Annotated in this window: 23 protein-coding genes; 21 read left to right on the forward strand and 2 right to left on the reverse strand. The window is 61.1% G+C overall.

Going from position 1 to position 26,045, the window contains the following annotated elements:
• The 18 genes from Q0672_RS14410 to Q0672_RS14495 all read left to right on the forward strand — a co-directional run.
• Positions 1–1,508: hypothetical protein (locus Q0672_RS14410; RefSeq protein WP_298623186.1), on the forward strand; the 1,508-nt coding region annotated here is incomplete at its 5' end.
• A gap of 84 nt (positions 1,509–1,592) precedes the next feature.
• Positions 1,593–2,639, forward strand: a complete 1,047-nt coding sequence (tssA, locus tag Q0672_RS14415) for a type VI secretion system protein TssA (RefSeq protein ID WP_298623188.1) — start codon at positions 1,593–1,595, stop codon at positions 2,637–2,639.
• A 63-nt stretch (positions 2,640–2,702) separates the two neighbouring features.
• Positions 2,703–3,212, forward strand: coding sequence for a type VI secretion system contractile sheath small subunit (gene tssB / locus Q0672_RS14420; RefSeq protein ID WP_153163322.1), 510 nt, complete (start codon positions 2,703–2,705; stop codon positions 3,210–3,212).
• Positions 3,213–3,291: 79 nt separating this feature from the next.
• Positions 3,292–4,788, forward strand: coding sequence for a type VI secretion system contractile sheath large subunit (tssC, locus tag Q0672_RS14425; RefSeq protein ID WP_153163321.1), 1,497 nt, complete (start codon positions 3,292–3,294; stop codon positions 4,786–4,788).
• Between the two features lie 115 nt (positions 4,789–4,903).
• On the forward strand, positions 4,904–5,392 hold the full coding sequence (locus tag Q0672_RS14430; protein WP_153163320.1) for a type VI secretion system tube protein Hcp: 489 nt from the start codon (positions 4,904–4,906) through the stop codon (positions 5,390–5,392).
• 159 nt (positions 5,393–5,551) lie between these two features.
• The gene (locus tag Q0672_RS14435) at positions 5,552–6,046 is read left to right on the forward strand and encodes a type VI secretion system tube protein Hcp (protein ID WP_153163319.1); all 495 of its coding nucleotides are present in this window, start codon (positions 5,552–5,554) and stop codon (positions 6,044–6,046) included.
• 75 nt (positions 6,047–6,121) lie between these two features.
• A complete protein-coding gene (locus Q0672_RS14440; RefSeq protein ID WP_153163318.1) occupies positions 6,122–6,937 on the forward strand; it encodes a type VI secretion system accessory protein TagJ in 816 nt (271 codons plus the stop codon).
• A gap of 4 nt (positions 6,938–6,941) precedes the next feature.
• Positions 6,942–7,421, forward strand: a complete 480-nt coding sequence (gene tssE / locus Q0672_RS14445; RefSeq protein WP_153163317.1) for a type VI secretion system baseplate subunit TssE — start codon at positions 6,942–6,944, stop codon at positions 7,419–7,421.
• Between the two features lie 64 nt (positions 7,422–7,485).
• Positions 7,486–9,306 (forward strand): type VI secretion system baseplate subunit TssF, encoded by a 1,821-nt coding sequence (gene tssF / locus Q0672_RS14450; RefSeq protein WP_298623193.1) that lies wholly within the window; start codon positions 7,486–7,488, stop codon positions 9,304–9,306.
• Positions 9,282–10,352 (forward strand): type VI secretion system baseplate subunit TssG, encoded by a 1,071-nt coding sequence (gene tssG / locus Q0672_RS14455; protein ID WP_153163315.1) that lies wholly within the window; start codon positions 9,282–9,284, stop codon positions 10,350–10,352. Before tssF ends, tssG begins: the two co-directional genes overlap by 25 nt.
• 7 nt (positions 10,353–10,359) lie before the next feature.
• Positions 10,360–13,098 (forward strand): type VI secretion system ATPase TssH, encoded by a 2,739-nt coding sequence (tssH, locus tag Q0672_RS14460; protein ID WP_298623195.1) that lies wholly within the window; start codon positions 10,360–10,362, stop codon positions 13,096–13,098.
• A 16-nt stretch (positions 13,099–13,114) separates the two neighbouring features.
• Positions 13,115–13,501, forward strand: coding sequence for a hypothetical protein (locus tag Q0672_RS14465; protein ID WP_153163313.1), 387 nt, complete (start codon positions 13,115–13,117; stop codon positions 13,499–13,501).
• A gap of 14 nt (positions 13,502–13,515) precedes the next feature.
• Positions 13,516–13,986, forward strand: a complete 471-nt coding sequence (locus Q0672_RS14470; protein ID WP_298623198.1) for a D-Ala-D-Ala carboxypeptidase family metallohydrolase — start codon at positions 13,516–13,518, stop codon at positions 13,984–13,986.
• Between the two features lie 17 nt (positions 13,987–14,003).
• A complete protein-coding gene (locus Q0672_RS14475) occupies positions 14,004–15,413 on the forward strand; it encodes a tetratricopeptide repeat protein (protein WP_298623200.1) in 1,410 nt (469 codons plus the stop codon).
• A 19-nt stretch (positions 15,414–15,432) separates the two neighbouring features.
• A complete protein-coding gene (locus Q0672_RS14480) occupies positions 15,433–17,397 on the forward strand; it encodes a type VI secretion system Vgr family protein (RefSeq protein ID WP_298623202.1) in 1,965 nt (654 codons plus the stop codon).
• Between the two features lie 127 nt (positions 17,398–17,524).
• A complete protein-coding gene (locus Q0672_RS14485; RefSeq protein WP_298623204.1) occupies positions 17,525–18,922 on the forward strand; it encodes a hypothetical protein in 1,398 nt (465 codons plus the stop codon).
• The gene (locus Q0672_RS14490) at positions 18,919–22,944 is read left to right on the forward strand and encodes an RHS repeat-associated core domain-containing protein (RefSeq protein WP_298623206.1); all 4,026 of its coding nucleotides are present in this window, start codon (positions 18,919–18,921) and stop codon (positions 22,942–22,944) included. Before Q0672_RS14485 ends, Q0672_RS14490 begins: the two co-directional genes overlap by 4 nt.
• Before the next feature lies 1 nt (position 22,945).
• Positions 22,946–23,512: an SMI1/KNR4 family protein gene (locus tag Q0672_RS14495; RefSeq protein ID WP_298623209.1), complete on the forward strand. Its 567-nt coding sequence runs from the start codon at positions 22,946–22,948 to the stop codon at positions 23,510–23,512.
• Here Q0672_RS14495 and Q0672_RS14500 read toward each other — a convergent pair.
• Together Q0672_RS14500 and Q0672_RS14505 are read right to left on the reverse strand one after the other, a co-directional pair.
• Complete coding sequence (locus tag Q0672_RS14500; protein WP_298623212.1) at positions 23,509–23,655, reverse strand: hypothetical protein; 147 nt, start codon at positions 23,653–23,655, stop codon at positions 23,509–23,511. The two genes, Q0672_RS14495 and Q0672_RS14500, sit on opposite strands and share 4 nt — an antisense overlap.
• Position 23,656: 1 nt before the next feature.
• Positions 23,657–24,067: a hypothetical protein gene (locus Q0672_RS14505; RefSeq protein ID WP_298623215.1), complete on the reverse strand. Its 411-nt coding sequence runs from the start codon at positions 24,065–24,067 to the stop codon at positions 23,657–23,659.
• Between the two features lie 149 nt (positions 24,068–24,216).
• Here Q0672_RS14505 and Q0672_RS14510 point away from each other — a divergent pair, with 149 nt between their 5' ends.
• The 3 genes from Q0672_RS14510 to Q0672_RS23525 form a co-directional block, all read left to right on the forward strand.
• Positions 24,217–25,020, forward strand: coding sequence for an N-acetylmuramidase family protein (locus Q0672_RS14510; protein WP_298623217.1), 804 nt, complete (start codon positions 24,217–24,219; stop codon positions 25,018–25,020).
• Positions 25,017–25,526, forward strand: a complete 510-nt coding sequence (locus tag Q0672_RS14515; protein ID WP_298623219.1) for a hypothetical protein — start codon at positions 25,017–25,019, stop codon at positions 25,524–25,526. The genes Q0672_RS14510 and Q0672_RS14515 overlap by 4 nt, the downstream gene beginning before the upstream one ends.
• 323 nt (positions 25,527–25,849) lie before the next feature.
• Positions 25,850–26,045: FHA domain-containing protein (locus Q0672_RS23525; protein WP_367179965.1), on the forward strand; the 196-nt coding region annotated here is incomplete at its 3' end.

The raw sequence follows: 26,045 nt of genomic DNA on the forward strand, positions 1-26,045 counted from the left end.
CCAGCTCCATCGGCGGCAACCTCAACGCCACCGCCGCCGGCCCGGTCAGCCAGACTGGTGCGCTGGCCGTGACCGGCACCGCCACCGTCGATGCGGGCAGTAACGGAATTGACCTCTCCACCGGCGCCAACCTGTTCCGCGCGCCCTTGGTGGTGACCGGCGGAACGACTGTGATTGCCAGTGACCATGGCAAGCTCGCTGTGACCCTGGAAACAGGGGATACGCAACTCTTTGCCGACGAGATTGAGGTTTCCGGCAGCATGGCGCTGACGAATACCACCTCCAGAATCCGGAGCCCAAACGCGATTCCGCTCGGCAACCTGTCCATCACTGGAAGCGGTTCCCTTGAGATCATCTCTGATGCAGTGATGGGATCGAGTGCGGTGTCGAACGTTTCGGTGCAGAATGCCATCGGCGTGCCGAACAAGTTGACCATTTACGGCGCCAGCATCTACCAGCAGGCCGGCGCCCGGATTTTGACTGGTCCGAGCGTGACGCTCTTGCTGAATGCCACCGGAAAAGGATCCATCGACCTGTCTGCTGACGCCTCCGTCGCGATGAGCGATCCCTCCCGCAGTACCACGCGCCTAGGCGACCTGCTCTCCGTCTTTTCGAAGGCCACAGGTGCCAACCGGACTGTGACGCACGACGGAACGAACCAGATCCAGGGTGGTATCTCGGCAATTACCAAGGCCGACGAGAGGCAGGGCACGAATCAGCCCAAGACCATCGTCGCGATTGCTTCGGACACCATCACCGTAGCGCCCGGAAGTATCGATCCGGTGACGTCCGTCAGGAAGCCGTCGATCGATGCGGATAGCGTGATGCTTATCGCCCGGGCGATCAATGGCGGAGGTGGCAAGATCCAGACTCACGTCGCTGCGACGGCTTTTGGCGACGGACGCAACATCGCCACCGGTCCGACCCGCGCCGAGGACAAGGATTACGTGGTCCTGCCGTCAATCTTCGTGATCTCCGAACCGAACACGTCTGGGTACAGCTTCGGAACTCTTGATGTGCCCATCTCGGTTAGTTTCGGTGCTGTCGCGGGCCAGACCAGCAACAGCTTGCTGCAGACCATCGCGGTCGATCCCTTCAACAAGGAAGGCAGCAGCGGGCAGGTGCCGGTCTATCTCGGCACCAATCTCCAGCCGGGTGAAGACGCCGTCGGCCCGATCAAGCGCTATCTGGTATTCCCGATTGACATTCCAAAGAATGCAATCCGGGCAGTGGTTGTCAACGGGGTCAAGATCGAAGATTCGTCGGCATATGATGCAGTTCAAACGGCCGTCGCCGAAATTCTCAACCAGGTTCGCAAGGAGCAGTTGGAAAGTGGTTTCTCCAACGAAAACGTCGCCGCACAGCTACGCAAGGGTGTCATCACCGAAACGCGGGTTGGGCAGGCGGCAGTCGACCGCTTTCAGGGCGTCGCGCCCAGCCAACGCTGCGTCGGCATGATGGTCGGCGAGATGGTGGTGTGCGCTCCTGCAGCTGGCCCGGCGCGGTGAGCGTCTCCCGACCCGATGACTGGAGACTAGAGTGAAATTGAGTAACCGCACGCTGTCCGGCTCCATCTTCAAGACGAGGCAAGCATGACGATAGAGATTTGGTTGGAACCGATTTCCGACGACTGCCCGTGCGGCCCCAATCTTGAGGATGACCTCGATTTCCTGAGCCTCGAGGAGGCGTCGCGTGAGAAGCGCAGCGAGGAATTCCGGAAGGACGGTGGCGACGCGATCCTGATCCAGGGATCAAACGTCAATTGGGGCGTGGTGCAGTCCCTCGCCGAAGCGCTCCTTGGCCGTAGCAAGGATCTGCGAGTGGCCGTGTACCTTACCCGGGCACTGCTCCATAACACCGGCTTTGTCGCCATCGCCGATGGCTTGGCGCTGATCAATCGACTGCTCGAAGACTACTGGGACAGTGTTCATCCTGAGCTTGAGGCCGACGAGGACAACGATCCGACGATGCGCATCAATGCGCTTCTGCCGCTGTCGTCCCTTGAAGCCGGCATCGCCGATCTGCGTTCCAGCTTCGTGCTCCGCTCGCGCAGTCTCGGCCAGCTTACGGTGCGGGAGATCGAAATCGCCCAAGGGCGTCTGTCACCTGGCGCAGATGGCACCAAGCTGACTGAAGCGCAGCTGGCGGGCCTGATCGCCGCTGCCGTCAAAGAAAACCCTAACCTCCCCGGGCTCGCTTCCGAAGCCTTGGCCGGAGCGAAAAAAATTGGCCGCATCATCGGCGAGCGGGTAGGCGAATCGTATGCTCCTAATCTGAAAATGCTGGAAACCACGCTCTCCAGCGTCGTTCAGGCGATCGGTCTGTCGGCGCCTCTAGCAGAGACTGCCTCGGCCTCAAACGATGCGATGGAAGCGGTCGCGGCCACCGCTGCCGGGCGACCGAGCACGGTAGTCGCCGGCGAAATCCGCTCCCGCCAGGACGTTATACAAACACTCGGTCGTTTATGCGATTATCTTTCCCGGAGCGAACCTACCAACCCGGTTCAGTTGGTGTTGCGCCGGGCGCAGAGGATGATGAACATGTCTTTTCTCGAACTGATGCAGGACGTCGCACCTGACGGCCTTATCCAGGCGGAAACGGTGGTCGGCGAGAAGTTGAACAAGGACGAGGAAGAATAGCGAAGGCAGCACTCCGGATGCAGTATCCGGGGATTCAAACGTATCCGTCTCTCGGAGGCCAAAATGTCAGGCAGTAGTCAAAAATTCATAGCCCGCAACCGGGCACCCCGCGTTCAGATCGAGTACGACGTGGAGCTTTACGGGGCCGAGAAAAAGATCCAACTTCCGTTCGTGATGGGGGTGATGTCCGATCTCTCAGGCATGCCGGCCGATCCACTGGCGCCGGTCACCGATCGCAAGTTCCTCGACATCGATGTGGACAACTTCGACAGCCGCATGAAGGCCATGAAGCCCCGCGTCGCCTTTCAGGTACCCAATACGCTGACCGGTGAGGGCAACCTCAACGTCGAACTGACCTTCGATTCTATGGACGATTTTTCGCCGGCCGCCGTGGCCCGTAAGGTCGACGCGCTTAACAAACTCCTAACCGCCCGTCAGCAACTCTCCAACCTCATCACCTACATGGATGGCAAGAGCGGCGCCGAGGAACTGATCCTCAAGGTGCTCAACGATCCGGCCCTGCTCCAATCGTTGGCCGCAGCGCCCAAGCCGAAAGATGAGGCAACCGGTTGAGGTGATCCCCTCGCCAATTTCCATCGAACGAAGCCGTTTGCCCCGCCAGGGGCGCATGCATGCACTGGAGGTTTTTCGAATGTCCGATCAACAAACCCAAGCCGAAGGACTCGGCAGCGCGGTAACGGTCGAGGGTAGCGACTTCGCTTCCCTGCTCCAGAAGGAATTCAAGCCGAAGTCGGACGAAGCCCGCGAGGAAGTCAGTCGAGCAGTCCAGACCCTCGCGCAACAAGCGCTCTCCCAAACCCGGCTGATCGACGAGGATGTGGTGAAATCGATCGAGGCGATCATCGCCGAACTCGACAAAAAGCTCTCAGAGCAGATCAACCTGATCCTGCACAACGACAAGTTCCAGAAGCTCGAAGGCGCGTGGCGCGGCCTGCATTATCTCGTCAGCAACACCGAATCCGACGAGACCCTGAAGGTGCGGGTCATGAACATCTCCAAAGACGATCTGGGCAAGACGCTCAAGCGCTTCAAGGGTACGGCGTGGGATCAGAGCCCGCTGTTCAAGAAGGTGTACGAAGAGGAATACGGCCAGTTTGGCGGTGAACCTTTCGGCTGTCTCGTCGGCGATTATTATTTCGACCACTCACCGCAGGATGTCGGTTTGCTTGGCGAGATGGCCAAGATTTCTGCGGCTGCCCACACTCCCTTCATCGCCGGTGTGTCGCCCACCGTGATGCAGATGGATTCATGGCAGGAACTCGCCAATCCGCGGGATCTCACCAAGATATTCTCAACTCCCGAATACGCCGCCTGGCGCTCACTGCGTGAGTCTGACGACGCCCGCTACATCGGGCTGGCGATGCCGCGTTTCCTGTCGCGCCTACCTTACGGCGCACGCACCAGCCCTGTTGACGATTTTGATTTCGAAGAAGACACCGGGGCAGCCGATCACCGCAAATACACTTGGGCTAATGCAGCCTACGCGATGGCGGTGAACATCAATCGCTCGTTCAAGGAGTTCGGCTGGTGTTCGCGCATCCGCGGTGTCGAATCGGGCGGCGCGGTGCAGAACCTACCGGTGCATTCCTTCCCGACGGACGACGGCGGTGTGGACATGAAATGCCCAACCGAAATCGCGATCAGCGACCGTCGCGAGGCCGAACTTGCGAAGAGTGGCTTCATGCCGCTGATCCACCGCAAGAACTCGGACTTCGCCGCCTTTATCGGCGCGCAGTCGCTGCAAAAACCCGCCGAATACGACGATCCAGACGCCACAGCGAATGCCAATCTGGCCGCGCGCCTGCCCTATCTCTTTGCTTGCTGCCGCTTTGCGCATTATCTAAAATGCATTGTGCGGGACAAGGTTGGCTCCTTTAAGGAGCGTCCCGACATGGAGCGCTGGCTCCAAAACTGGATCATGAATTATGTGGACGGCGATCCTGCTCACTCAACCGAGCAGACCAAGGCACGTCGGCCCTTGGCTGCGGCCGAAGTCGTTGTCGAGGAGATCGAGGGTAACCCTGGTTACTACTCATCGAAGTTCTTCCTGCGGCCGCACTATCAGCTTGAAGGCCTCACGGTCTCGCTGCGGCTCGTTTCGAAACTGCCTTCCCAGAAAGCCGGGTAAGGTGTGCCAGGCGCTCCTGCACTCAGGCAGAGTCGCCGGTGATTGCAAAGGTGAAAGGTGCGACCGGCCAACTGGTCGTCGGGTAGCACGTGGTTCAACTCTCTAGGAGACGAAAATGGCTGTCGATATGTTCATGAAGATCAAGACGATTGAAGGTGAGTCGACCGATAAGACTCATAAGAAAGAAATCGATGTGCTGGCCTGGAGTTGGGGCTTGTCGCAGAGTGGCACCACCCATGTCGGTGGCGGCGGCGGAAGTGGCAAGGTCAGCGTCCAGGATCTCTCCTTCACCAAATACGTGGATAGCTCGAGCAACGCATTGATCCTCGGCTGCTGCTCTGGCGAGCACTACGACGAAGCCCTCCTCACGGTGCGCAAGGCCGGCAAGGATCCTCTTGAATACATCAAGATCACCATGAAGGAAGTGATCGTAACTTCGGTGACCACTGGTGGCAGCGGCGGAGAAGATCGCCTGACTGAAAACGTGACACTCAACTTCGCCGAGTTCAAGTTCGAATACCAGCCGCAAAGTGCCAAGGGCGGCAAGGAAGGCGGCGCGAAGATCGCTGCTTGGGACATCGCGCAGAACGCCGCGGGCGGCTGATGGCATCTGTGGGGGGCGCCGGTTGATGGTGACCAGCGCCTTTCGCTTGGCTAGCGATGCGGTTTTCTCCGGCACGCGCTGTGGGGTCTGGAGTATCGATTCCGCGTTCCGAGTAAGTCATATTTGCGGTTTGGATTCGTATCCTGAAGGGTTAGCACCATGGCCTTGCGCGACATGTTTTTGAAGATTGACGGCGCGAAGCAGGGGCCGATCAAGGGCGAGACGGCGGACCCGCGGCACGCTGGCGAGATCGACGTGGTGTCGTGGTCGTGGGGGATGGACAGCCCGTCAGATGCGTTTGGTAACGCGGTTGCCCGCACGGCGTTCGATCAACTGCACATCGTTAAACAGGTGGATAGCGCGACCACCGCGCTGATGTCGGCGTTACGCAACAACGAGCTGATCAAAAAAGCCGTCCTCACCGTGCGCAAGGCTGGCGGTGCGGATGCGCTGGAGTACTTCACAATCACCATCGAGAAGGGGCGCCTTACCCACCATCGCGTAGGCGGCGGCGAAGGAGGCAACTCGTCGGTGCTCACCGAGGAACTGGCGCTGAGCTTCCAGAAGGTGTCTGTCGAGTATGTGCCTCAGGGCAAGACAGGGGGTGGGCGTGGCACGATGACTTTCGAAACCGAGATCAACCTCAAAGCCTAGTTTTCTAGTTTTCGTCACGACGCGGTGTCGTCACACGCCGCGTGCGCGCGGCGCCACCTTTCTGGATCCCTTTCCATGAACCCAGTCCAAGCTGCCGAACAAGCCTTGAGCAACGGCGACGTCGATGAGGCGCTCGGCTTTCTGCAGGCCGGCGTCCGGGCCCGCCCTGGCGACGCAGCACTGCGCGTCTTCCTGTTCCAGTTGTTGGCGGTGCTTGGTCAGTGGGAGCGAGCGCTTACCCAACTTAATGTCGCTGCCGACCTCGATGCTGCGGTGCTCGCGATGGCGCAGATGTACCGTGAGACCCTGCGTTGCGAATTGCTGCGCGCGGAGGTGTTTGCCGGCAGGCGGTCGCCGGTGATTTTCGGTCAGCCCGAAAACTGGCTCGCGCTCTTGATCGAATCGCTGCTCACCGCTGGGCAGGGCAATGCCGACGGTGCCGAGTCGCTGCGTCAGCGGGCGTTTGACGAGGCGCCAACCAGTGCTGGCAGCATTGACGGCAAGGCCTTCGCGTGGATCGCCGATGCAGACATGCGGCTCGGCCCCATCTGCGAAGCGGTCATCAATGGCCGCTATTACTGGCTGCCATTCGTCTATATCGCGCGGATCGTCATCGAGCCGCCGCAAGACCTGCGCGATGCGGTGTGGATGCCGGCGCACTTCGAGTTCTCCAATGGTGGAGAAACCGTCGGCGTCATCCCGACCCGATATCCGAGGTCAGAGTTCGACGCCGATCCACTCGTCCGACTGGCCCGCAAGACCGAATGGGTCGAGCGCCCTGCAGGCGTTTTCTGTGGCCTGGGGCAGCGTGTTTTCACGACCGACATTGGCGATTTTCCACTGATGGACACCCGCGAGTTGATCTTTTCGCCTGCTACAGCCGGGGAGTAAGTCCATGACGGAACCGACACCGAGCGACCGTCTGCAGCCCACGCTGTTCGACCGTTTCATGACACAGGAGGCACGGGTGCTCACCAAGAGCGAGCTGCGTACGGCGGTACTGCGCGATCTGACCTCGCTAATGAACACGGTGAGACTCGGCGCCAGCGAGGATCTCTCAGCCTACCCGGAAGTCGAGCGTTCTGTGCTCAACTACGGTATGCCCGCCTTTGCTGGCGGGACCGCCTCGACCCTCGACGTGCATGGTCTCGAAGGTTCGATCCGCACCGTGATCCTGCGCTTCGAACCGCGCATCCTCGCCAACACTCTACAGGTCGAGGCGGTCGACAACGACAACATGCTCGGCTGGCACAACGTCGTCAGCGTGAAAATTTCTGCCCAGGTGTGGGCCCAGCCGGTGCCCCTCGAACTCCTGCTGCGAACGGAGGTGGATCTGGAAACCGGGCAGGTTGCGCTAGCCGAAGTCCTCAGTTGACCCAATCACTATGGACCCACGGCTGCTCCGACACTACAACCGCGAACTTCAGCACCTACGCGAGATGGGCGCCGAGTTCGCAAAGGCATTTCCCAAAATCGCTGGCCGCCTCGGGATGGAGGGCATTGAGGTTCACGATCCGTACGTCGAGCGCCTGCTTGAGGGTACCGCTTTCCTCGCTGCGCGTGTGCAGCTCAAGCTCGACGCCGAGTTCCCACGCTTCTCCCAGCGCTTGCTGGAGATGCTTTACCCGCACTACATGGCACCGACGCCAGCGATGTTGATCGCCCAGTTTCAGCCGATACTCGCTGACACTAATCTCGCTACGGGCAGCGTGGTGCCGAGGGGCACAGCGATCCGTGGCGCGCCGGGTAAGAACGATTTTAGCCCGAGTCAATTCTGCACTTCCCACCCGCTCACCCTGTGGCCCGTCGAGCTGGTCGAGGCTAGTTATTTTTCCTTTGCGCCGGATCTGCCGCTGGCTGGCCTGCCGTTACGAGGCACCTGCAAGGGGGGTATTCGGCTGCGCCTACGCTGTACGGCCGGGCTCAATTTCGCGCAGACCCGTATCAATGCACTGAGCTTTTATCTGGGTGGCTCCGAGGATGTCGCCTTTAAGCTCCACGAACTGATCGGCAGCGCATGCCTCGGTGTTCTGCAAGCCGCGGGCGAACGGAGTCGGGCGCGCTTCGGCTTCCTGCCTCGCGAGACAGTAAGCCAGCCGGGCTTCGCTGACGACGAAGCGCTGTTGCCTGCGAGCGCGCGCAATTTCAGCGGCTATCGGCTCCTGCAGGAGTATTTCTCTTTTCCACAGCGCTACCTGTTTCTCGAACTGAGCGGGTTGGCAGCAATGGTGGCCACAAACGATACGCCCGAGATGGAACTCGTGGTGCTGTTCGGACGGGGCGAGGCGGGCCTCGAAACGGTCGTAGACCGCTCGAACTTCCTGCTCAATTGCACGCCGGCGATCAACCTCTTCGAAAAACGTATCGACCGCATCCAGGTGAGCGACAGCACCAGCGAGTTCCATTTGGTGCCCGACCGCACGCGACCAATGGACTTTGAAATCTACGATCTGCGGGAAGTCACCGGCTATGGCTCGAGCGTCGACAGCCAGCAACGCTTCGAGCCCTTTTACGCAGACTACTACGGGGCCGATTCTCACCCCCACGGCTACTATTCGTTGCGTCGCGAGCCCCGCCTGTATTCCGAGCGCCAGCAGCGGGTCGGGGCCCGCACCAGTTACATCGGCAGTGAAGTCTTCCTTTCCCTCGTCGATCCCAGCGAGGCGCCCTACCGCTCCGACCTGCGCCAGCTCTCGCTGCTGGCCAGATGCACCAACCGCGACCTGCCGATCATCATGCCGACCGGAGCCACTTCCAGCGACTTCTCGTTGGAAGTGGCCGCACCGGTTGAGGCGATCCGCTGCGTGAAGGGACCGTCGCGGCCCTATTCGGCGGTGGCCGAGGGCGCACAGGCGTGGAGTTTCATCAGCCAGCTGTCGCTCAACTATCTGTCGCTGCTCGACACCGATGCGCGCCAGGGCGCCGCCGCGCTGCGCGAGCTGCTCGGGTTATATGCTAGCTCCGCAGAGGTGGGCATGCGAAAGCAGGTGGACGGCTTGCGCTCGATCCGCTGTGAATCCGTCATCACCCGCCTGCCAATGCCCGGGCCGCTGTGCTTCGGGCGTGGGCTGGAGGTAGTGCTCGAAATGGACGAGATGTTCTTCGAAGGCGGCAGCGCCTTTCTGCTTGGCAGTGTGCTGGAACACTTCCTGGCTCGCCATGTAAGCATCAACAGCTTCACTGAAACCGTGCTGCGCACCGTTGCGCGCGGCGAGATCATGCATTGGCCGGCGCGATGCGGACTTCGACCCATCCTCTGAGGCCCGGTATCGACGGGCTCCTCGCTGCCATCGGCAGCGAGCCGTGGTCGTGGGATTTTCATCAGGCGCTGCGTCGCATCGAATGCCTGAGTCCAACCCTGCCGCGCATCGGCACGGCCGCCCGGCCAGCCGACGAACCGGTGCGGCTAGGTCAGGAACCATCCCTTGGTTTTGCGCCGTCCACGCTGGCGCGGATCGTTCCTGGCGAAGAGGGCCGCCCGCCATGGCTCGAAGTCCGCTTCTTCGGCCTGTTCGGCCCCAACGGCCCGCTACCGCTGCATCTGACCGAATATGCCTACGGTCGCCAGTTGCAGGCCGGCGACCCGGCCTTCGCCCGCTTCGCGGACATCATCCACCACCGCTTTCTGAGCCTGTTCTACCGCGCATGGGCGCAAGCCCAACCCTGCGTCAGCCTCGACCGTCCGACGGAGGATCGTTTCGGCGATTACGTCGGCGCGCTGGCGGGCATTGGCCTACCAGGCGTGCGTCGGCGCGATGCGCTGCCGGATTTCGTCAAGCTCCACCACGCCGCGCTACTCAACCGCCAGGTGCGCAACGCCGAAGGGCTCGGCCAGCTTGTCGGCGGCTTTTTCCGGGTTCCGGTCGAGGTCGAGCAGTTCGTCGGCCACTGGATGCCGGTGCGCGATCGCGACCGCTCGCGCCTTGGGACCGCGTGCTGCACCCTCGGCCGCAACACCTTGCTCGGCAAGCGAGTGTGGGATCGTCAGCACAAGTTCCGCCTGCGCCTTGGCCCCACTGACCTCATTGACTACTGCAACCTGTTGCCTGGCGGCGCCGGCATCGCCCAGTTGCAGGCGGCGGTGCGCAACTACGCCGGCCTCGAATACACCTGGGACGCGCAACTCGTGCTGAAAACGCTCAGCGTGCCACCGCTGCGCCTGGGCCGCGGCAATCGACTCGGCTACACCAGCTGGCTTGGCCGGCGGCGCAGCGATGCACCGGCCGCCGATCTGATCCTCGACGTGGACCGAGCCCTCAAGCGCCACGTCGCAAACCCCCCACATTCTTCCGAAACCACACGGTGACACGAACATGAGCGAGATCAGCCGGGTCGCACTTTTTGGCAAACTCAACAGCCTGGGCTACAAGTCCATCGAGGGCGCCACGGTCTTCTGCAAGCTCCGCGGCAATCCGTATGTCGAATTGGTGCACTGGATTCAACAGATCCTGCAGACGCAGGATTCCGATCTGCATCGGATTATCCGCCACTTCGAACTGGACACGGGAAAACTCGCTGGCGACATCACCGCCTCGCTTGACCGCCTGCCACGGGGCGCCACGTCGATCTCCGATCTCTCTGAGGCCGTCGAGAACGCCGTCGAGCGTGGCTGGGTGTACGGCTCGCTCATGTACCGCGAAAGCCATGTGCGCACCGGCCACCTGATTGTAGGTGCGCTCAAGACGCCCAGCCTGCGAAATGCGCTTATGGCGATCTCGCGCCAGTTCGAACGCATCCGTGGCGATACGCTTACCGCAGACTTCGAGAAGATCGTGGTTGGGTCGCCCGAAGCAGCACTGGCCGCCAGCGATGGCTCCGGCGCAGCACCCGGCGAGGCCAGCGGCGCGATTCCGCCTGCCGAACTGGGCAAACAGGAAGCCCTGAAACGCTTCACCACCGATCTCACCGAGCAGGCCCGAGCCGGGAAAATGGACCCGATTGTTGGCCGCGACGAAGAAATACGCCAGGTTGTCGACATCCTGATGCGGCGACGCCAGAACAATCCGATCCTGATCGGCGAAGCCGGTGTTGGAAAAACGGCGGTAGTCGAAGGTTTCGCCCAGCGCATCGCCCGCGGCGACGTGCCGCCGAGCCTAAAGGACGTTCAGTTACGCGCCCTTGACGTGGGTTTACTGCAGGCTGGCGCGAGCATGAAGGGTGAGTTCGAGCAGCGGCTGCGCGCGGTGATCGACGAAGTCCAGGCCAGCCCCAAGCCGATCATCCTGTTCATCGACGAAACCCACACCCTTGTCGGCGCAGGCGGCGCGGCGGGCACCGGTGACGCGGCCAACTTGCTCAAGCCGGCCCTGGCCCGCGGCACGCTGCGCACCATCGGTGCCACCACCTTCGCCGAATACAAGAAATACATCGAAAAAGACCCGGCGCTGACCCGCCGTTTCCAGTCGATCCAGGTGGATGAACCAAGCGAGGCCAAGGCACTCTTGATGATGCGTGGCGTCGCCACGACGATGGAAAACCACCACAAGGTGCAGATTCTCGACGAAGCGCTCGAATCGGCGGTCAAGCTCTCGCACCGTTACATTCCCGCCCGCCAGCTGCCCGACAAGGCAGTGAGCCTGCTCGACACCGCCAGCGCACGGGTCGCGGTGAGCCTGCATGCCACCCCTGCCGAAGTGGATGACAGCCGAAAGCGCATCGCAGGGCTCGAAACCGAGCTGGAGATCATCGGCCGCGAAAAGGACATCGGCCTCGACGTGGCTGAGCGCGAAGCCTCCGCCAGCGAAGCGCTGGCATCCGAGGTGGCCCGCCTCGCCGAACTCGACGCTCGCTGGACGATGGAAAAGGCGCTGGTGGATGAACTCCTTGCTCTGCGTGGCAAGCTGCGTGGCAGCTTGCAGTCCGTTGAGGGTACCGGGAGCACGATGGAGGCGGCGGCTGCCGAAGCGCAGCCGGCGCCGGCCGATACGCTTCCAGCGGATAGTGCCGCCGAGGCGCCGTTCGACCGCGACGCGCTGCTGGCCCGCCTACATGCGGTGCAGGCCGAACTCGTCGACCTGCAGGGCGAGCACCCGTTGATCCTGCCCACCGTCGATCATCAGGTGGTGGCCAGCGTTGTTGCCGACTGGACCGGCATCCCGGTTGGCCGGATGGCGCGCAACGAGATCGAAACGGTGCTCAATCTGCCCAAAATTCTCGCCCGGCGTATCATCGGCCAGGATCACGCAATGGAAATGATCGCCCGGCGCATCCAGACCTCCCGCGCTGGCCTCGACAATCCCAGCAAACCAATCGGCGTGTTCTTGCTTGCCGGCACCTCCGGCGTCGGCAAGACCGAGACCGCACTGGCGCTGGCCGAGGCGCTCTACGGCGGCGAGCAAAACGTCATCACCATCAACATGAGCGAATACCAGGAGGCGCACACCGTCTCCACGCTCAAGGGCGCTCCGCCGGGCTACGTCGGCTACGGCGAGGGTGGCGTGCTCACCGAGGCGGTAAGGCGTCGGCCCTACAGCGTGGTGCTTCTCGACGAAGTCGAGAAAGCCCACCCGGATGTACACGAGATATTCTTCCAGGTCTTCGACAAAGGCTGGATGGAAGACGGCGAAGGGCGCGTCATCAACTTCAAGAATACCTTGATCCTGCTCACCACCAACGCCGGCACCGAACTCATCACCAGCCTGTGCAAGGATCCGGACCTGATGCCCGACGCCGAAGGCATGGCCAAGGCGCTCCGGGAACCGTTGCTCAAAGTCTTTCCTCCAGCGCTGCTGGGGCGGCTGGTGGTGATTCCCTATTACCCGCTCAACGACGAAATGATCGGCGCCATCGCTCACCTGCAACTGGGCCGCATCGCCGGGCGCGTGCGCGAGAACCACCGGGTGCCTTTCACCTTCGACGATGCAGTCATCAAGCTCATTGCCAGCCGGTGTACCGAACTTGAAAGTGGCGGGCGGATGATCGACGCGATTCTCACCAACACCATGCTGCCGCGCATCAGCGAGGAGTTCCTGCGGCGCACGCTAGAAGGCCAAGTGATCGAGCGCGTGCACGTGGGCGTCGCGGACAACGATTTCCAGTACAGCTTCGACTGATCAGTGGGACAGTGCCATGTTGCATCTACCCAGCCTTGCCGCCTGTGTACTGGCCACCTGCATCGCGGGCGCGGCTCGCGCGGACGTCCCGAATCCGCTGCTCGGCGACTGGGCGCGCACCCGCACAGGCTGCGTCCGGCCTGAGTTGTCCTTTGCAGCGGTTACCGCCGTCATCCGCCTCGACGCCGACGGTACGCCGGTGCTGTTCCGGTATCCCACCGTGACGTATCGCCTGAGTGACGGAAGCGTGACTGCCGACATGGGCCGGCGCCATCCGCTGGCCAGGACGCCGGACAAATTTGCGCTGCATTTCGTCATCTCAGCGCCGGAACACGCGGTGCTTCAACTGCGCAATGGCAAGACCCTGAGCTACACCCGCTGTACGCCCGACAAACATCCCTGAGCAAGGATGCAAACATGGCCTCCAACACTGATCGACTCTCCAAACACTTCACCCTCCGGGAAATGACGACGACGTCCTCAGGTCTTCTGAATCAGCCCGCATCACCGCAGGTGCTCGACAACCTGCGTTCTCTTTGCTCGCAGATTCTTGAACCGGTGAGGGCGCACTACGAGCGTCCTGTCATCATTCATAGCGGTTATCGTAGTCCGGACGTCAACAAAGCCGTGGGTGGCAGTTCTGCTTCACAGCACGTAAAGGGCGAAGCGGTCGATTTCCACGTAAGCGGCCACTCGGTGTATGACCTGGCGATCTGGATTTCGAACACGCTTGATTACGATCAACTGATCCTTGAAAACTTCCTGCCCGGCATCCCGACCTCTGGCTGGGTACATTGCTCCTTCGCCAGGAACAACCGCGGTCAGGATCTCACCAAATTCAAGGGTTCAAAGATGTACCACCCTGGGATCATTCTCAAACCTGAGTAAGCTCCCGCGTGCCCGCCATGATGAAGGCCCAGACCCCTCAGCCCGACACCGCGCCCTCCAGCGAACTAAGCCTCGACGAGGCCATCCGCTACGCCATTTCGCTTCAGCACAAGCGGCAACTCGACGCTGCCGAAACCCTGTACCGTCGCGTGCTTGTTCTTGCGCCTGAGCATCCAGACGCGTTGCATTACCTCGGGCTGTTACGTTTCCAGCGCGGGCGCGCGGACGAAGCCGTCGAGTTGCTACAGCGCGCCATCGAGTGCGAGCCCGAATTCGCCGATTTCCACAACAACCTGGGAAACGTGTGCACCGCGCTGGGCTGGGTCGAGGCTGCCGCTGACAGCTACCGGAAGGCCATCGCGCTTGACCCGCGGCGCGCTGACTTCCACAACAACCTTGGCGTGCTCCACCGGGTTACTGAAGCGTCAGAAGCCGCTGAGGCTGAATACCTGCTGGCAGTCGAGCTCGACCCGAAGCATTTTCGCGCCTACAACAACCTCGGCATGCTCTATGCCGCCCGCGATGACATCAAGGCCGCGGTGCAGTACTACTGCAAGTCGATTACCCTGATGCCCGAGCACCCCGACGGACATAAGCTACTCGGGCTGGCCTACTACTCCACCGGACAACTCGCCGAGGCGGCCGAGGTGTTTCGCCAGTGGCTCGAGCAGCAGCCGGACGACCCCACCGCCCGTCACATGTACGCCGCCTGCTCGGGCTGCGACGTGCCTGAGCGGGCCGACAACGACTACATCGTCGACACCTTCGACCGCTTCGCCGAGAGCTTCGAGGAGCAGCTTAAGGTGCGCCTGCGCTACCGGGCGCCCGAGCTGGTCGCCGAGGCGCTCGGCCGCTACCTGCCCGCGCCGGCCAAGCAGCTAGACATCCTCGATGCCGGTTGCGGCACCGGGCTGTGCGGCCCGCTGGTGGTGCCATGGGCCGCGCGCCTGGTGGGCGTCGACCTGTCAGTGGGCATGCTCCACCGCGCCGAAGGCAAGGGCTGCTACGACCAGCTATATCGCATTGAGTTGAGTGAGTTCCTGCGCATGCCCGACGAAGCCGGCGCCTACGACGTGATCCTGTCCGCCGACACATTGTGCTACTTCGGCCCGCTCGAGACCGTGAGTGCTGCTGCGAGGCAGGCTCTGCGGCCGCAAGGGGTGTTTGCCTTCTCGGTGGAGGACGCCGGCGACACTGCATCGTCTGGCCACATTCTCAATCCTCACGGCCGCTATGCCCACACGGCGCCCTACGTGCGTGACTGTCTCGAAGGGGCAGGGTTCCATGTGCTAAGCATTGATCCTGCGGTGCTGCGTACCGAAGGAGGGGCTCCAGTGAATGGCCTGATCATCGTCACCCAGGCAGCGTCCCAGCCGGACGCGTCCGTCATGAATCAGTGCGCTGACACGGCTCTGCTCGGGCTATGATTCGAAAAGCAAGGCACGCGTGCCAGCGGAGGATTCGATGTTCGCAATGAAAGTCGACCGGCTCGTCAAAATCGCTACCCCTCTGGGCCCTCTGCTGGAATTCAGCCGGCTTGAAGGTAGTGACGGACTCTCGCGCAACGGCGAGTACCGTATTACGGTGCTGTCTCGTCGCGGTGACATCCAGGCTGACGAACTCCTCGGCCACCCTATCTCGGTGGCTGTCACCACGCCCCACGGAAGCACCCGCGAATTCAACGGGCTGGCCGTCGGGTTCTACCAGGTAGGGCAGCACAACCGCCATCACCAATATCTCATCGTTGTTCGCCCCTGGACTTGGCTGCTTACCCGAACCAGCGACTGCAAGATCTTCCAGGACAAGTCCATCCGGCAGATCATCGAAGCCGTGTTCGCCGATCACCCCTACGCCGACTTCGAGTTTCACCTCACCGCCAGCTACACCACCTGGGATTACTGCGTTCAGTATCGTGAGAGCGACTTCAACTTCCTTGCCCGGCTGATGGAACAGGAAGGCATGCACTTCTTCTTCCGCCACCAGAACGGCAAGCACACTCTCATCATCGCCGACAGCCTCAAGGCTCATGTTGCCGCCGACCACTACGACGAGGTGCCGTTCCGCGAACCCGAAGCCTCTCACGCCCGCGTCGACGAGGGTATACGCGAGTGGTCCCACGGCGCAGAGATCCAGCCCACCCGCTTCATTCAGCGCGATTTCAACTTCGAGAAGCCTCGAGCCGACATGCAGGCCGACGCCGGCCCGGCGCGTCCGCTCAAGCACCAGCACCAGGCGGCCTTCGATATCTTCGACTATCCTGGCGAATACGAGGAGCGCGGTGAAGGCCAGCGTGTCGCCGCGGTGCGCATCGAGGAGATGCGTCATCAGTTCGACCACTTCAACGGCGAGGGCAACGCGGCCGGGTTAGCCACCGGGGGGGTTTTCAAGCTGCTTGAACACCCGCGCATTGACCAGAATCAGGAATACCTCATCACCCTCGCCGACTATCGGGTCGAGGAGAGCCCGCTTGAGTCCGAATTGGTCACCACCGAACTCATCAGCCTGCGCTTTCGTGCCATCCCGTCAGCGCAGATCTTCCACCCGCCGCGCCTTACCCCCAAGCCCATCGTCCAGGGCCCACAGACCGCCATTGTCGTCGGCCCGGCCGGCGACGAGATTTATACCGACAAATACGGCCGCGTGAAGGTCCAGTTCCACTGGGACCGCTACGGAAAGAAGGACCAGAACAGTTCCTGCTGGATTCGCGTTTCCCACCCGTGGGCCGGGCAGAACTGGGGCATGATCGCCATCCCGCGCATCGGCCAGGAGGTCATCGTCGAATTCCTCGAAGGCGACCCGGATCGCCCGATCATCACTGGCCGCGTCTATAACGCCGACCAGATGCCCCCCTACGCGCTGCCCGACAACATGACCCAGACCGGCATCAAGACCCGATCGACCAAGGGCGGCGGTGTGGGCAACTTCAACGAAATCCGCTTCGAAGACAAGAAGGGTGCCGAGCAGCTCTACATCCACGCCGAGAAGAATCAGGACAACGTGGTCGAGAACGACGAAACCACCGATGTGGGGCACGACAGAACGGAAACCGTAGGACATAACGAAACGATCACCATTCACAATGATCGGACCGAAACGGTGGATGGCAATGAGACGCTTACTGTAAAGAAAGATCGGACTCGCGCGGTTGAAGGCAATGAAACGGTGGCTGTCACCAAGAACCGGGATGTCAGCATCCAGGGAAATGAGACCGTCGCCATCCAGGGCACTCGTGACCACACCATCACTGGAGCGGCGAGTTACACATCGCCCACTTCCATCACCTTTTCGGTTGGCGGATCGACGGTTGCGATCAAGCCCAGCAGCATCACCCTGAGCTATGGTGCCTCGTCGATCACCATCAATGATGCGGGCGTGGCGGTAGCCGGCCCAAAGATCAGTCTCAACGGTTGAGGGAAGGCCAATGCTTAACCCGGTCGAGAAGAGGCTGGCATATATCGGCCGTGATTGGCTTGCATACCGTAACGAGTCACGTAAGCCGCTGTTGGTGTGGCAGTCCCCAGCCAGTGCGGCACAGCTCATGGCCGCCTTTTTTGAGAGCCAGAAACATCCGACTGCATACGCGACAGGTGATTTTTTCGTCGTATTCGATGTGCCATTTGGACACGGCATCCAGTATTCGCGGGATCTAAAATCGGCGTTTGCCGAACAATACGCTGCCAGCCTTGAAGACTTGAGCCATCAAGGTGAAGCAACCGATTGGGCGTTTAGTCCTGCCGACTTCCCGGATTCTCCTGAAGGCCTTGTCGCGGCCTTAGGTTCGTTCGCTAGCCACTACGCAAAGCGTATTGGCGTATTTGCGGCGGTGCTCCAGCCGGTAAGTGGAGCAGATAAGCCCGCATTTGTAAGCTGGTTACGCCGCGCCGCCAACGCAAATTTTGCCGAGCGTCTGCGACTGGTGGTAATCGATGCCACGGATGCGCCGCTCCTCGCTAGCGTTTCGGATGAGAAGGGCGAACGCATTGCCGTGCGCGAACTGCAGCTCGACAGTTTCGACGTGGCGCAGGAAACCTTCGCCCAAGAGCCTGTTGCCGGGCCGGCCGGGGTCTTCCGCAATCAATTGACTGCACTGATCGCGTTGGTCGAGAAAGGCTCCGTCGATCAGGTCAAATCCAAAGCGCGGGATGCGCTGGCCTTTGTCCAGCAGCAAAAGTGGACGGATCAAGAAATCGTCGTGCGGCTGCTGGTGGGCGGTGCGCTTGTGAAGGCCGCGCGCTTCGACGAAGCCGTAGCAATCTACGGGGCCAGCCGTCAGCTGGCCGAACAGGTGCAGGCCGCGGGGCACCCGGCTGGGCACAAGCTCATCCTGCAAACATGGTTTGGTGAGGCGGGGGCTTTGCTGGCGGCGGGCGACGATAGAGCCGCGGCTGATTGCTACCGGCAGGCCGCGGCAAGTGCCAGGGCCGACCAGAATCTGATCCTCACCATTGAGGCCTTACGCATGGCGGCTTTCTGCCACGGGCGGAACGGCGACCGGGAGGCCGCGCTCGCGTGTTCTCAGCAGGCGCTTGCTTGTGGTGCCCAACTCAGGCCCGAAGTGCGAGGTATGACGACCCTCCCGGTTGCCGCGATGGACTACCTGCGTGCCCTCGATTCCACGTCTGCCGACGCTATTACGCGGCACAAGGCTGAGCTGGATCAGGTCTTGGCCTCGCATGAATCGCAAGCCGAAGCGCACGCGTTAGCAGCTGGCGCGCACATCGACAGCCAGACGGCGCAACGCATCGAGGACGATTGGGCGGCCGATGATCGGCGTGCCAGTGACGAGGCGGAGCACAGGCTGGCCCACCTGCTCGCCGAAACCGACCCCGCTTTTCAGCGCGCGTTCGCCCACGCGCGCGGCCTGCTTGGCGCCGACTGGCCGTTGATTGGATCGGTCGCCATTCCCGCGCCGCCTCCGGTGGAGTCTCCATCATGATGCCCGCCGCCAAACACGGCGACCCGCAGCTCGGTATCGACATTCACCTGTGCATCGTTCCGCCCGGCACGCCGGTGCCGCTGCCCACGATGCACATCGCCTTCGTTTTCGACCCCTTCGATTACCTGCCCTTCATCGGCGCAACGACCACCGTAATGGGCATGAAGCGTGCAAACGCTGGCACCGCGGGCATTGTCGTGCATATCCCGCCCTGTCCGTTTGCCAAGCCGCCCGAGAAAGACGACGAGCTGTTCATGGGCAGTTCGACAGTTCTCGTGGATGGCGAGCCCTTCTCGCATATCGCCCATCCGACGCTAGGGTGCCAAGTGGTGGGGATGTTCAGTCCAGGGCGGGTCAAGAGCAAGCCGAAAAAGGCCTGTTTGCTGCCAACCGACTTCAACCTCGCGATCCCGGCCACCGTGTTGATCGGCGGGCCGCCAACGATCAGCATGTCCGGCCTGATGACCAAAGGTGCGATAAAGGCATTCGGCGCGTTGGCCAAGAAAGCGGGGCCCTTGGTAGGCGCTCTGCTGGATCGCTTCAAGAATTGGCGCAAAGCCAAATGGGGCCACCTTTCACCCGGATTTTTGAAATGCGTGATTTTGCGCGCCGAGCCGGTGGATATTCTCACTGGGGCGGTGTCAGTGGAGCAGGAGGATTTCTCTGTTCCAGGGCGGCTTCCGCTCACATGGCTGAGGGCTTACTCCTCCAACAAACGGCGCGAAGGCGTCTGCGGCGCGGGCTGGGAGACACCAGTGGACGGCCGGCTGGAGATCGACCCGGTTACTGGCACGGTGGCCATGTTCCATGCAGGGGTCGGGCCTCTCTATTTTGAGCGGCTGCCCCGCGCATTTGGCGAGGCTGGAGCCGAACTGGAGTTGATGGACGGCGCCCGCTTGGCCGACAGCGGCAGCCATCTGGCGGTGCGTACCAAGGACGACTTGATCTACAGCTTTGCCAAGGCCGCCCGAATCATCCGCGCCGATGGCATCCACGAGCTTCCCCTCGAACGGATCGGCGACCTCGCTGGCAACATCATGCGCTTTGAACGCAGCGATGGCATGCCGACGGCCATCGTCTTGCCGGGTGGCCGCCGCCTCGAACTGACGTGCCAGGGCGGCCGCTTGCGCGAAGTGACGATGGCGCGCGACGACACCGACACCCGCCATTGCTTCGTCCGCTACGACTACGACGCCGTCGGTAATCTCACCGCCGTCATTGACCCCCTGGGCAAGCCGTATGCCTTCGCCTACGAAGCGCATCGAATGGTGCGCCACACCGACCGCAACGGCCTCTCATTCCATTACCATTACCAAAAAGCGCCCGATGGCGATTGGCGGGTCGATCACGCCTGGGGTGACGGCGGCCTCTACGACTACCGCTTCGAGTACCTTGACCCAGTGCGAGAGCGGCGCATCACCGACTCCCTCGGTCACGTCTCGGTCGTCAAGCTCGACGAAAACGGCTTGCCGATCAACGAGCTGGACCCTCTGGGTGGCACCACCATCTTCGAGTATGACGACCGTGGTCGTACCTGTGCGGTCGTCGATCCCGCGGGGCGCCGCAGCGAATACCACTACGACGACAGCGGCAACCTGCTCCAGGTGCTACGCCCCGATGGCACCCAGCTGGCCACCGAGTTCAACGTCGCCAACAAGCCCATCCGGATCGTCGACCCCAACGGCGCCGCATGGCAGCAAGACTGGAATACCCGCGGTCAGCTAATCAGCCAGACCACGCCCCTCGGCCACGTTAGCCGCTACGAGTACGACGCGCTCGGGCAACTCGTCACCCACCTCAACCCCCGCGGTGCGCGTACCGCCCTCAGCTACGATAGCCACGGTCATCTGACGCGCGTTGAGAACGCCCTCGGCCACACCACCCATTACGCCTTCGACACCCTTGGGCAACTGATCGGCCATGCCGACCCCGCCGGCCAGCGCACGCACTACCAGTACGACCCCAAAGGCCGACTCACCGCCGTCCAGCTCCCGTCCGGCGCCCGCATCCAATGCGCCTACGACGCCGAAGACAATCTCACCGCCTACCAGGACGAGAACGGCGCCGTCACCCGTCTCGAATACTTTGGCCAAGGCGAACTCGCTCGCCGCATCCAGCCGGACGGCCATCGGGTCGATTACCTCTACGACACCGAAGAACGCCTCGTGGGCGTGCGCAACCAGCGGGGCGAGCTATACCAGCTCAAGCGCGACGCCCTGGGCCGGGTCGTCGAAGAGATCGACTACTGGGGGCAGCGCAATCGCTACGCCTACGGCCCCAGCGGCCACCTCAAGGCCACCCTCGACCCCCTCGGCCAGCGCATCGACTACCTCACCGACCCACTCGGGCGCATCGTCAGAAAGGTACTGCCCCAACCCGGTCAAGCCGAGGGCAGCCCAGCCTGGGTCGAAACCTTTGACTACGACGCCGCCGGCAACCTCGTCGCCACGGGCAACGCCCACGTCCAGGTCGAACGGGTTTTTGACGCCGTCGGGCAACTCCTTCAAGAAACCCAGCAACACGCAACGGGCGACTGTTTCGCCATCGACAACGCCTACGACGCCGCCGGCAACCGCGTCCAGCGCCAGACCCGCTTTGCCGGCAGCGGCCCCCAGCCCGCCTCTGCCGCGCACCGGGTGGACTTCGCTTACGACCTGCTCGATCAATGCATCGAAACCCGGCTGGACGGCGCCGCGCCCATCCGTCATCACCGTGATGCCCTCGGCCGGCTCAGCCAGGAAGCGATCACCCCCACCCTCGTTCGGGACTTCCGCTACAACGCCGATGGCCTGCTCACCCGCCAGCACACCCACACGGGCGAGCACACCCTGTTTGCCACCGACTACCACTACGACCCTGCCGGCAACCTCACGCGCCGGGAAGACAGCAGCTTTGGCGTCGACACCTACCTCTATGACCCCATAGGCCGCATCCTCGCCCACACCGACCCTCAGGGCCGCATCCAACGCTTCCTCAACGACCCGGCCGGCGACCGCCTAATTACCCGCGTCGCCGCAAGCCAAGCCGGCAACGCCGCTGACTGGCAACGCAGCGGCGAACACGAAGGCACCCGCTACCGCTTCAACCGCGCCGGCAACCTCACCCACCGGCAAGACACCGACGGCCTGCTCGAACTCGACTGGGACGCCAATCAGCGCCTGATCGCCAGCCACCGCAGCGGCACCGATGGCCAACGCCTCACTACCCGCTACGCCTACGACCCGCTGGGCCGGCGTCTGTGGAAAGAAACCGCTGGCGTGCGCACCACCTTTGGCTGGGATGGCGACGCCCTCGCCCTCGACGCAATCCGCGGCACAGCGCGGGAATTCGTCTGCCGTCCGAACACCTTCGAACCGCTGGCCTTACTCCGCGGCGCCAATGCCCCGGCCCTTCACTACCTCAACGACCCCAACGGCTGTCCGATCCGGCTGATCGATACTCAGGGTGACGTCGTTTGGTCAGTGGGATACACCGCTTGGGGTGGCATAGCCCAACTGCACGAAAATCGAGTGGATAATCCGATCCGCCTGCAGGGGCAGTATTCGGATAGCGAGACGGAGCTGCACTACAACCGACATCGGTATTTTGATGCAGCGATTGGAGGATTCGTTTCGCAGGATCCGATTGGGCTTGAAGGTGGCGAGTCGATATATGGCTACTCTTGTAATCTTTTGTCCTGGATTGATCCGTTAGGCCTTACCTGCTCCAAAGTAATTTCAAATGCGCGGCGACGAGCAGTCAGAAAAGCTTGGCGGCAGGAAAAAAATTTGATTCAAAAAACGGGACAAGGAACTCGACGCTGGAGCAAGTCAGAAATAAAAGAACTTCTCTCAACCGGAAAAGTGAAAGGTTATGAGGGGCATCATATAAATAATGTTGCTAACAATCACTCTATGGCTGGCAATCCAAATAACATCAAGTTTGTGCGAGGTCGGGCAGAGCATATTGCTGAACATGGTGGGCACTTTGCAAATCCGACCGCAGGCCCGCTAATTGATAGAGCCACCTTGGCAGGACTTTAATATGACCAATAGCCCTTTCGAAAAACTCCTAGAAAACGGCAATAAAGTTGTTGCCGATAGTTACGTTCTTATTCAGCCGACGCCGCACGTCGCACCGGCTGCATATTTTCACGTGATTTACTCATCCTTGAACGAATCCGAAATATCTGAAATTGAAAGTCTTATCCAAAGACAAATCCCAGGGGATCTTGTGGAATTCTATAAAATTCATAATGGATGTCAGCTGTTCTCGGGAGCGTTGTCTGTTGATGGGCTAAGAAGAAATACGTCTCGTACAGTTGATGCGTCGAGACAGCCATTTAGCATGGTGACGCCGAATATTGACGAAAGAATAAAAAATTCGCCGACAAATGCTGTGTTTTTTGGTGGTTATGATTGGGATGGCTCGCTTTTATATTGCATGCCAAATGCAAAAGAAATTTTTAGGTGCAACCGGGACTCCGCTGAACCAATCAATCAATGGCCATCTTTGGATGATTTCTTTTCCTCTGAAATCGAGAGATTGTCCAAATTATTTACTGGTGACGGTAGGCAGATAGATGAAGATCGCCCCACGACTCCTGATTAGCGCACATCAGACACCTGCAGTGGTTGTCCACCCGGCAGAATCACCGTCGTTTCGTCGCCATCGCGCTGATCGATGATCACGACGCACATTGCCGTGTAATTGTCGTTGGTGTCGGTGGCGCGGCTGAGAATGAGGTCGCGCATGCTATAAAGCACAGGCTTGCGCCGAAGGGGCCGTGCCGATTAGGTTCTTCATATCATGTTCTTCGACGTATTCCCACCAGTCATCGGCGCGCAGAAGGAAAACGTCGCCGTCACGCAGGCCCATGGGTTCGGCGGCGGAGAGCGCGAGTTCGTTCGATGAGCCCAGCGCCGAGGTGAGCAGGCTGTGCTTGGGATGGCTGCGGATCAAGTCAGTAGTTTCGTAGCGGCATTGATCAACTCTTGCACCAAGTTGCGATTGCGGGTTTGGTAGGTCAGGCAGCCACGGGGAAACAGATAAACTGGCGTGTCGCCAATGTGCCCCCGACCGGGCCACGGCTGCATGCAGCGAGGAATACTTGAAATGAGCAGGTGCCGCAATGGAGAGCTGCTCGTTTGATGAACGCGATGTCATTTGGAAGGCTTTTCGAGGGATCGACTGCACATATCTTGAATAAGGCGACACATCGTCATCATGCTTCGATAAGTGATGGATCTAGCACACGACGTACGGCAGCCCCACGGACCAACACGTGTCGCTTTCCGCTGAAGGGAGAATACAAGATGGCAAATTTTCGCATCCCCGGTCCGCTGTGCGGGACACGCCACCTGTGGTCTATTGATGACGGCACGCTCCCCCGCTGCAGCACGCCCCGCCCCGGCAGCATTTGCGCCAGTTCGGACAACTATCCGATTCCGGTTTCCTGGCAGCAGCGCCGCCAGCCGCATGCCATCGATCTGGAGTTCCTGTTCCGTGAATGTCGTAACCCCCAACGGGGGCTGAGTGCAGCCGATTACGCCGCTGCTGCCGACCAGCTAAAGGTGGATGTCGCTGCCATCCAGGCAATCGCCGAGGTCGAGACCAGCGGTCACGCATTCGACGAGTCTGGACGACCGCGGATACTTTTCGAGCGCCATTATTTCCACCGTTATACGGCTGCCAAGTATGACGCAAAGCATCCAGGCATTTCGAACGCCAAGCAAGGTGGCTACGGAAAATTCTCTGCCCAATATGCGAAGCTGGAAGAAGCCTATCGGCTTGCGCCTGAGGCAGCATTGCGTTCGGCGTCATGGGGCCGCTTTCAGATCATGGGTGACAATTTCAAGGCAGCCGGTTATACGTCGGTTGAGGCGTTCGTACTCGCAATGAGCCAGTCGGAATCCGAGCATCTGAAGGCTTTCACCCATTTCGTAATGAGCAACAAGGCCATGCTGTCCGCACTACGCGAGCACGACTGGGCGCGCTTTGCGAAAGCCTACAACGGGCCGGGCTATCTGAAGAACGAATACGATACAAAGCTGCGGGATGCCCATCGGCGTTATGTCGCCCTGGCGGGGCAGAATACAGCGGGCTCCAATCTACCATGAAGCAGATTATCACCCTTTTGTGTGCGGGCCTGATCAGCGGCTCTGTGGCCACTGCGGCGCCGCAGCCACCCGGCGGCCTGTGCGCCGAACGGGAAGATATCTATTTTTCCTGCCAGACAAGTCTTGGCCGCTGGGTCGCGCTGTGTGGAAGCGGGAACGATAAGATCCAGTACCGCTTCGGAAGGGCGGGACACGTCGAACTCGCTTTTCCTGGCGCCGATGGTGGTCGTCATGTCTTTCGCTACGCCCATTATTTTCGGGCGGGTGTCGACAGAATAGAGGTGCTCTTTCGCAACGAGGGCTTCGACTACGCTGTGTTCGATTACAGCGAGAGGGGTGGCCGCACGGCGGGGGTCCGCGTCGCCAGCGATTCGGGCAGGGAGAGAGAGTTCAAGTGCCGTGGAGGCATCAGAAGCCGCTTGGCCGAACTTGAAGGATTGCTTCCTTGTGATCAGGACAACGCGCTGAACCTGGGATCATGTTCAGTAGCCTCCGGCCAGCGCTGACACTGGCAAATATCCTCGCGCGCCAACGCGCAATAATCTTCGCCCGTCTGAAATTATTCGGATGCAGAATCAACTGGTTGTGATCTGAAGTCTTGCGTTTGTCCTGCACGATATCGAGCAGTCTGGTATTCTGCAAAAGATGGGAAATGCATTAATTAGCCCAATGAAATACGTTGCGTAGCTTAAGCGCTGCTGTGCCAGAATCCTACGCTTGATCTTCTCTTGACCCGTGGGCACACGTCTATGCGCATCTCCGTCATCAGCTTCAACGGCGCCCCGCCTGCCCGCCCGGCGGCCTTCGATTTTGACAGCCGCGGGGGGCGATCGGACGGGAGGAGGGCAACGAACTGGTTCTGCCCGATCCCGAGCGGCATATTTCCCGTGTGCAGGCGCGGGTAGAGTTCGACGGCGGGCAGTTTGTTCTGGTCGATATGGGCGGCAACCCGTCGTCGGTGAACGACCGCCCGGTGGGGCGCGGCAACCGGGTGGCGCTGGTGGGGGGCGACCGGATCGTCATCG

The organism is uncultured Zoogloea sp., from assembly GCF_937894855.1.
Classification (GTDB): Bacteria; Pseudomonadota; Gammaproteobacteria; order Burkholderiales; family Rhodocyclaceae; genus Zoogloea; species Zoogloea oryzae.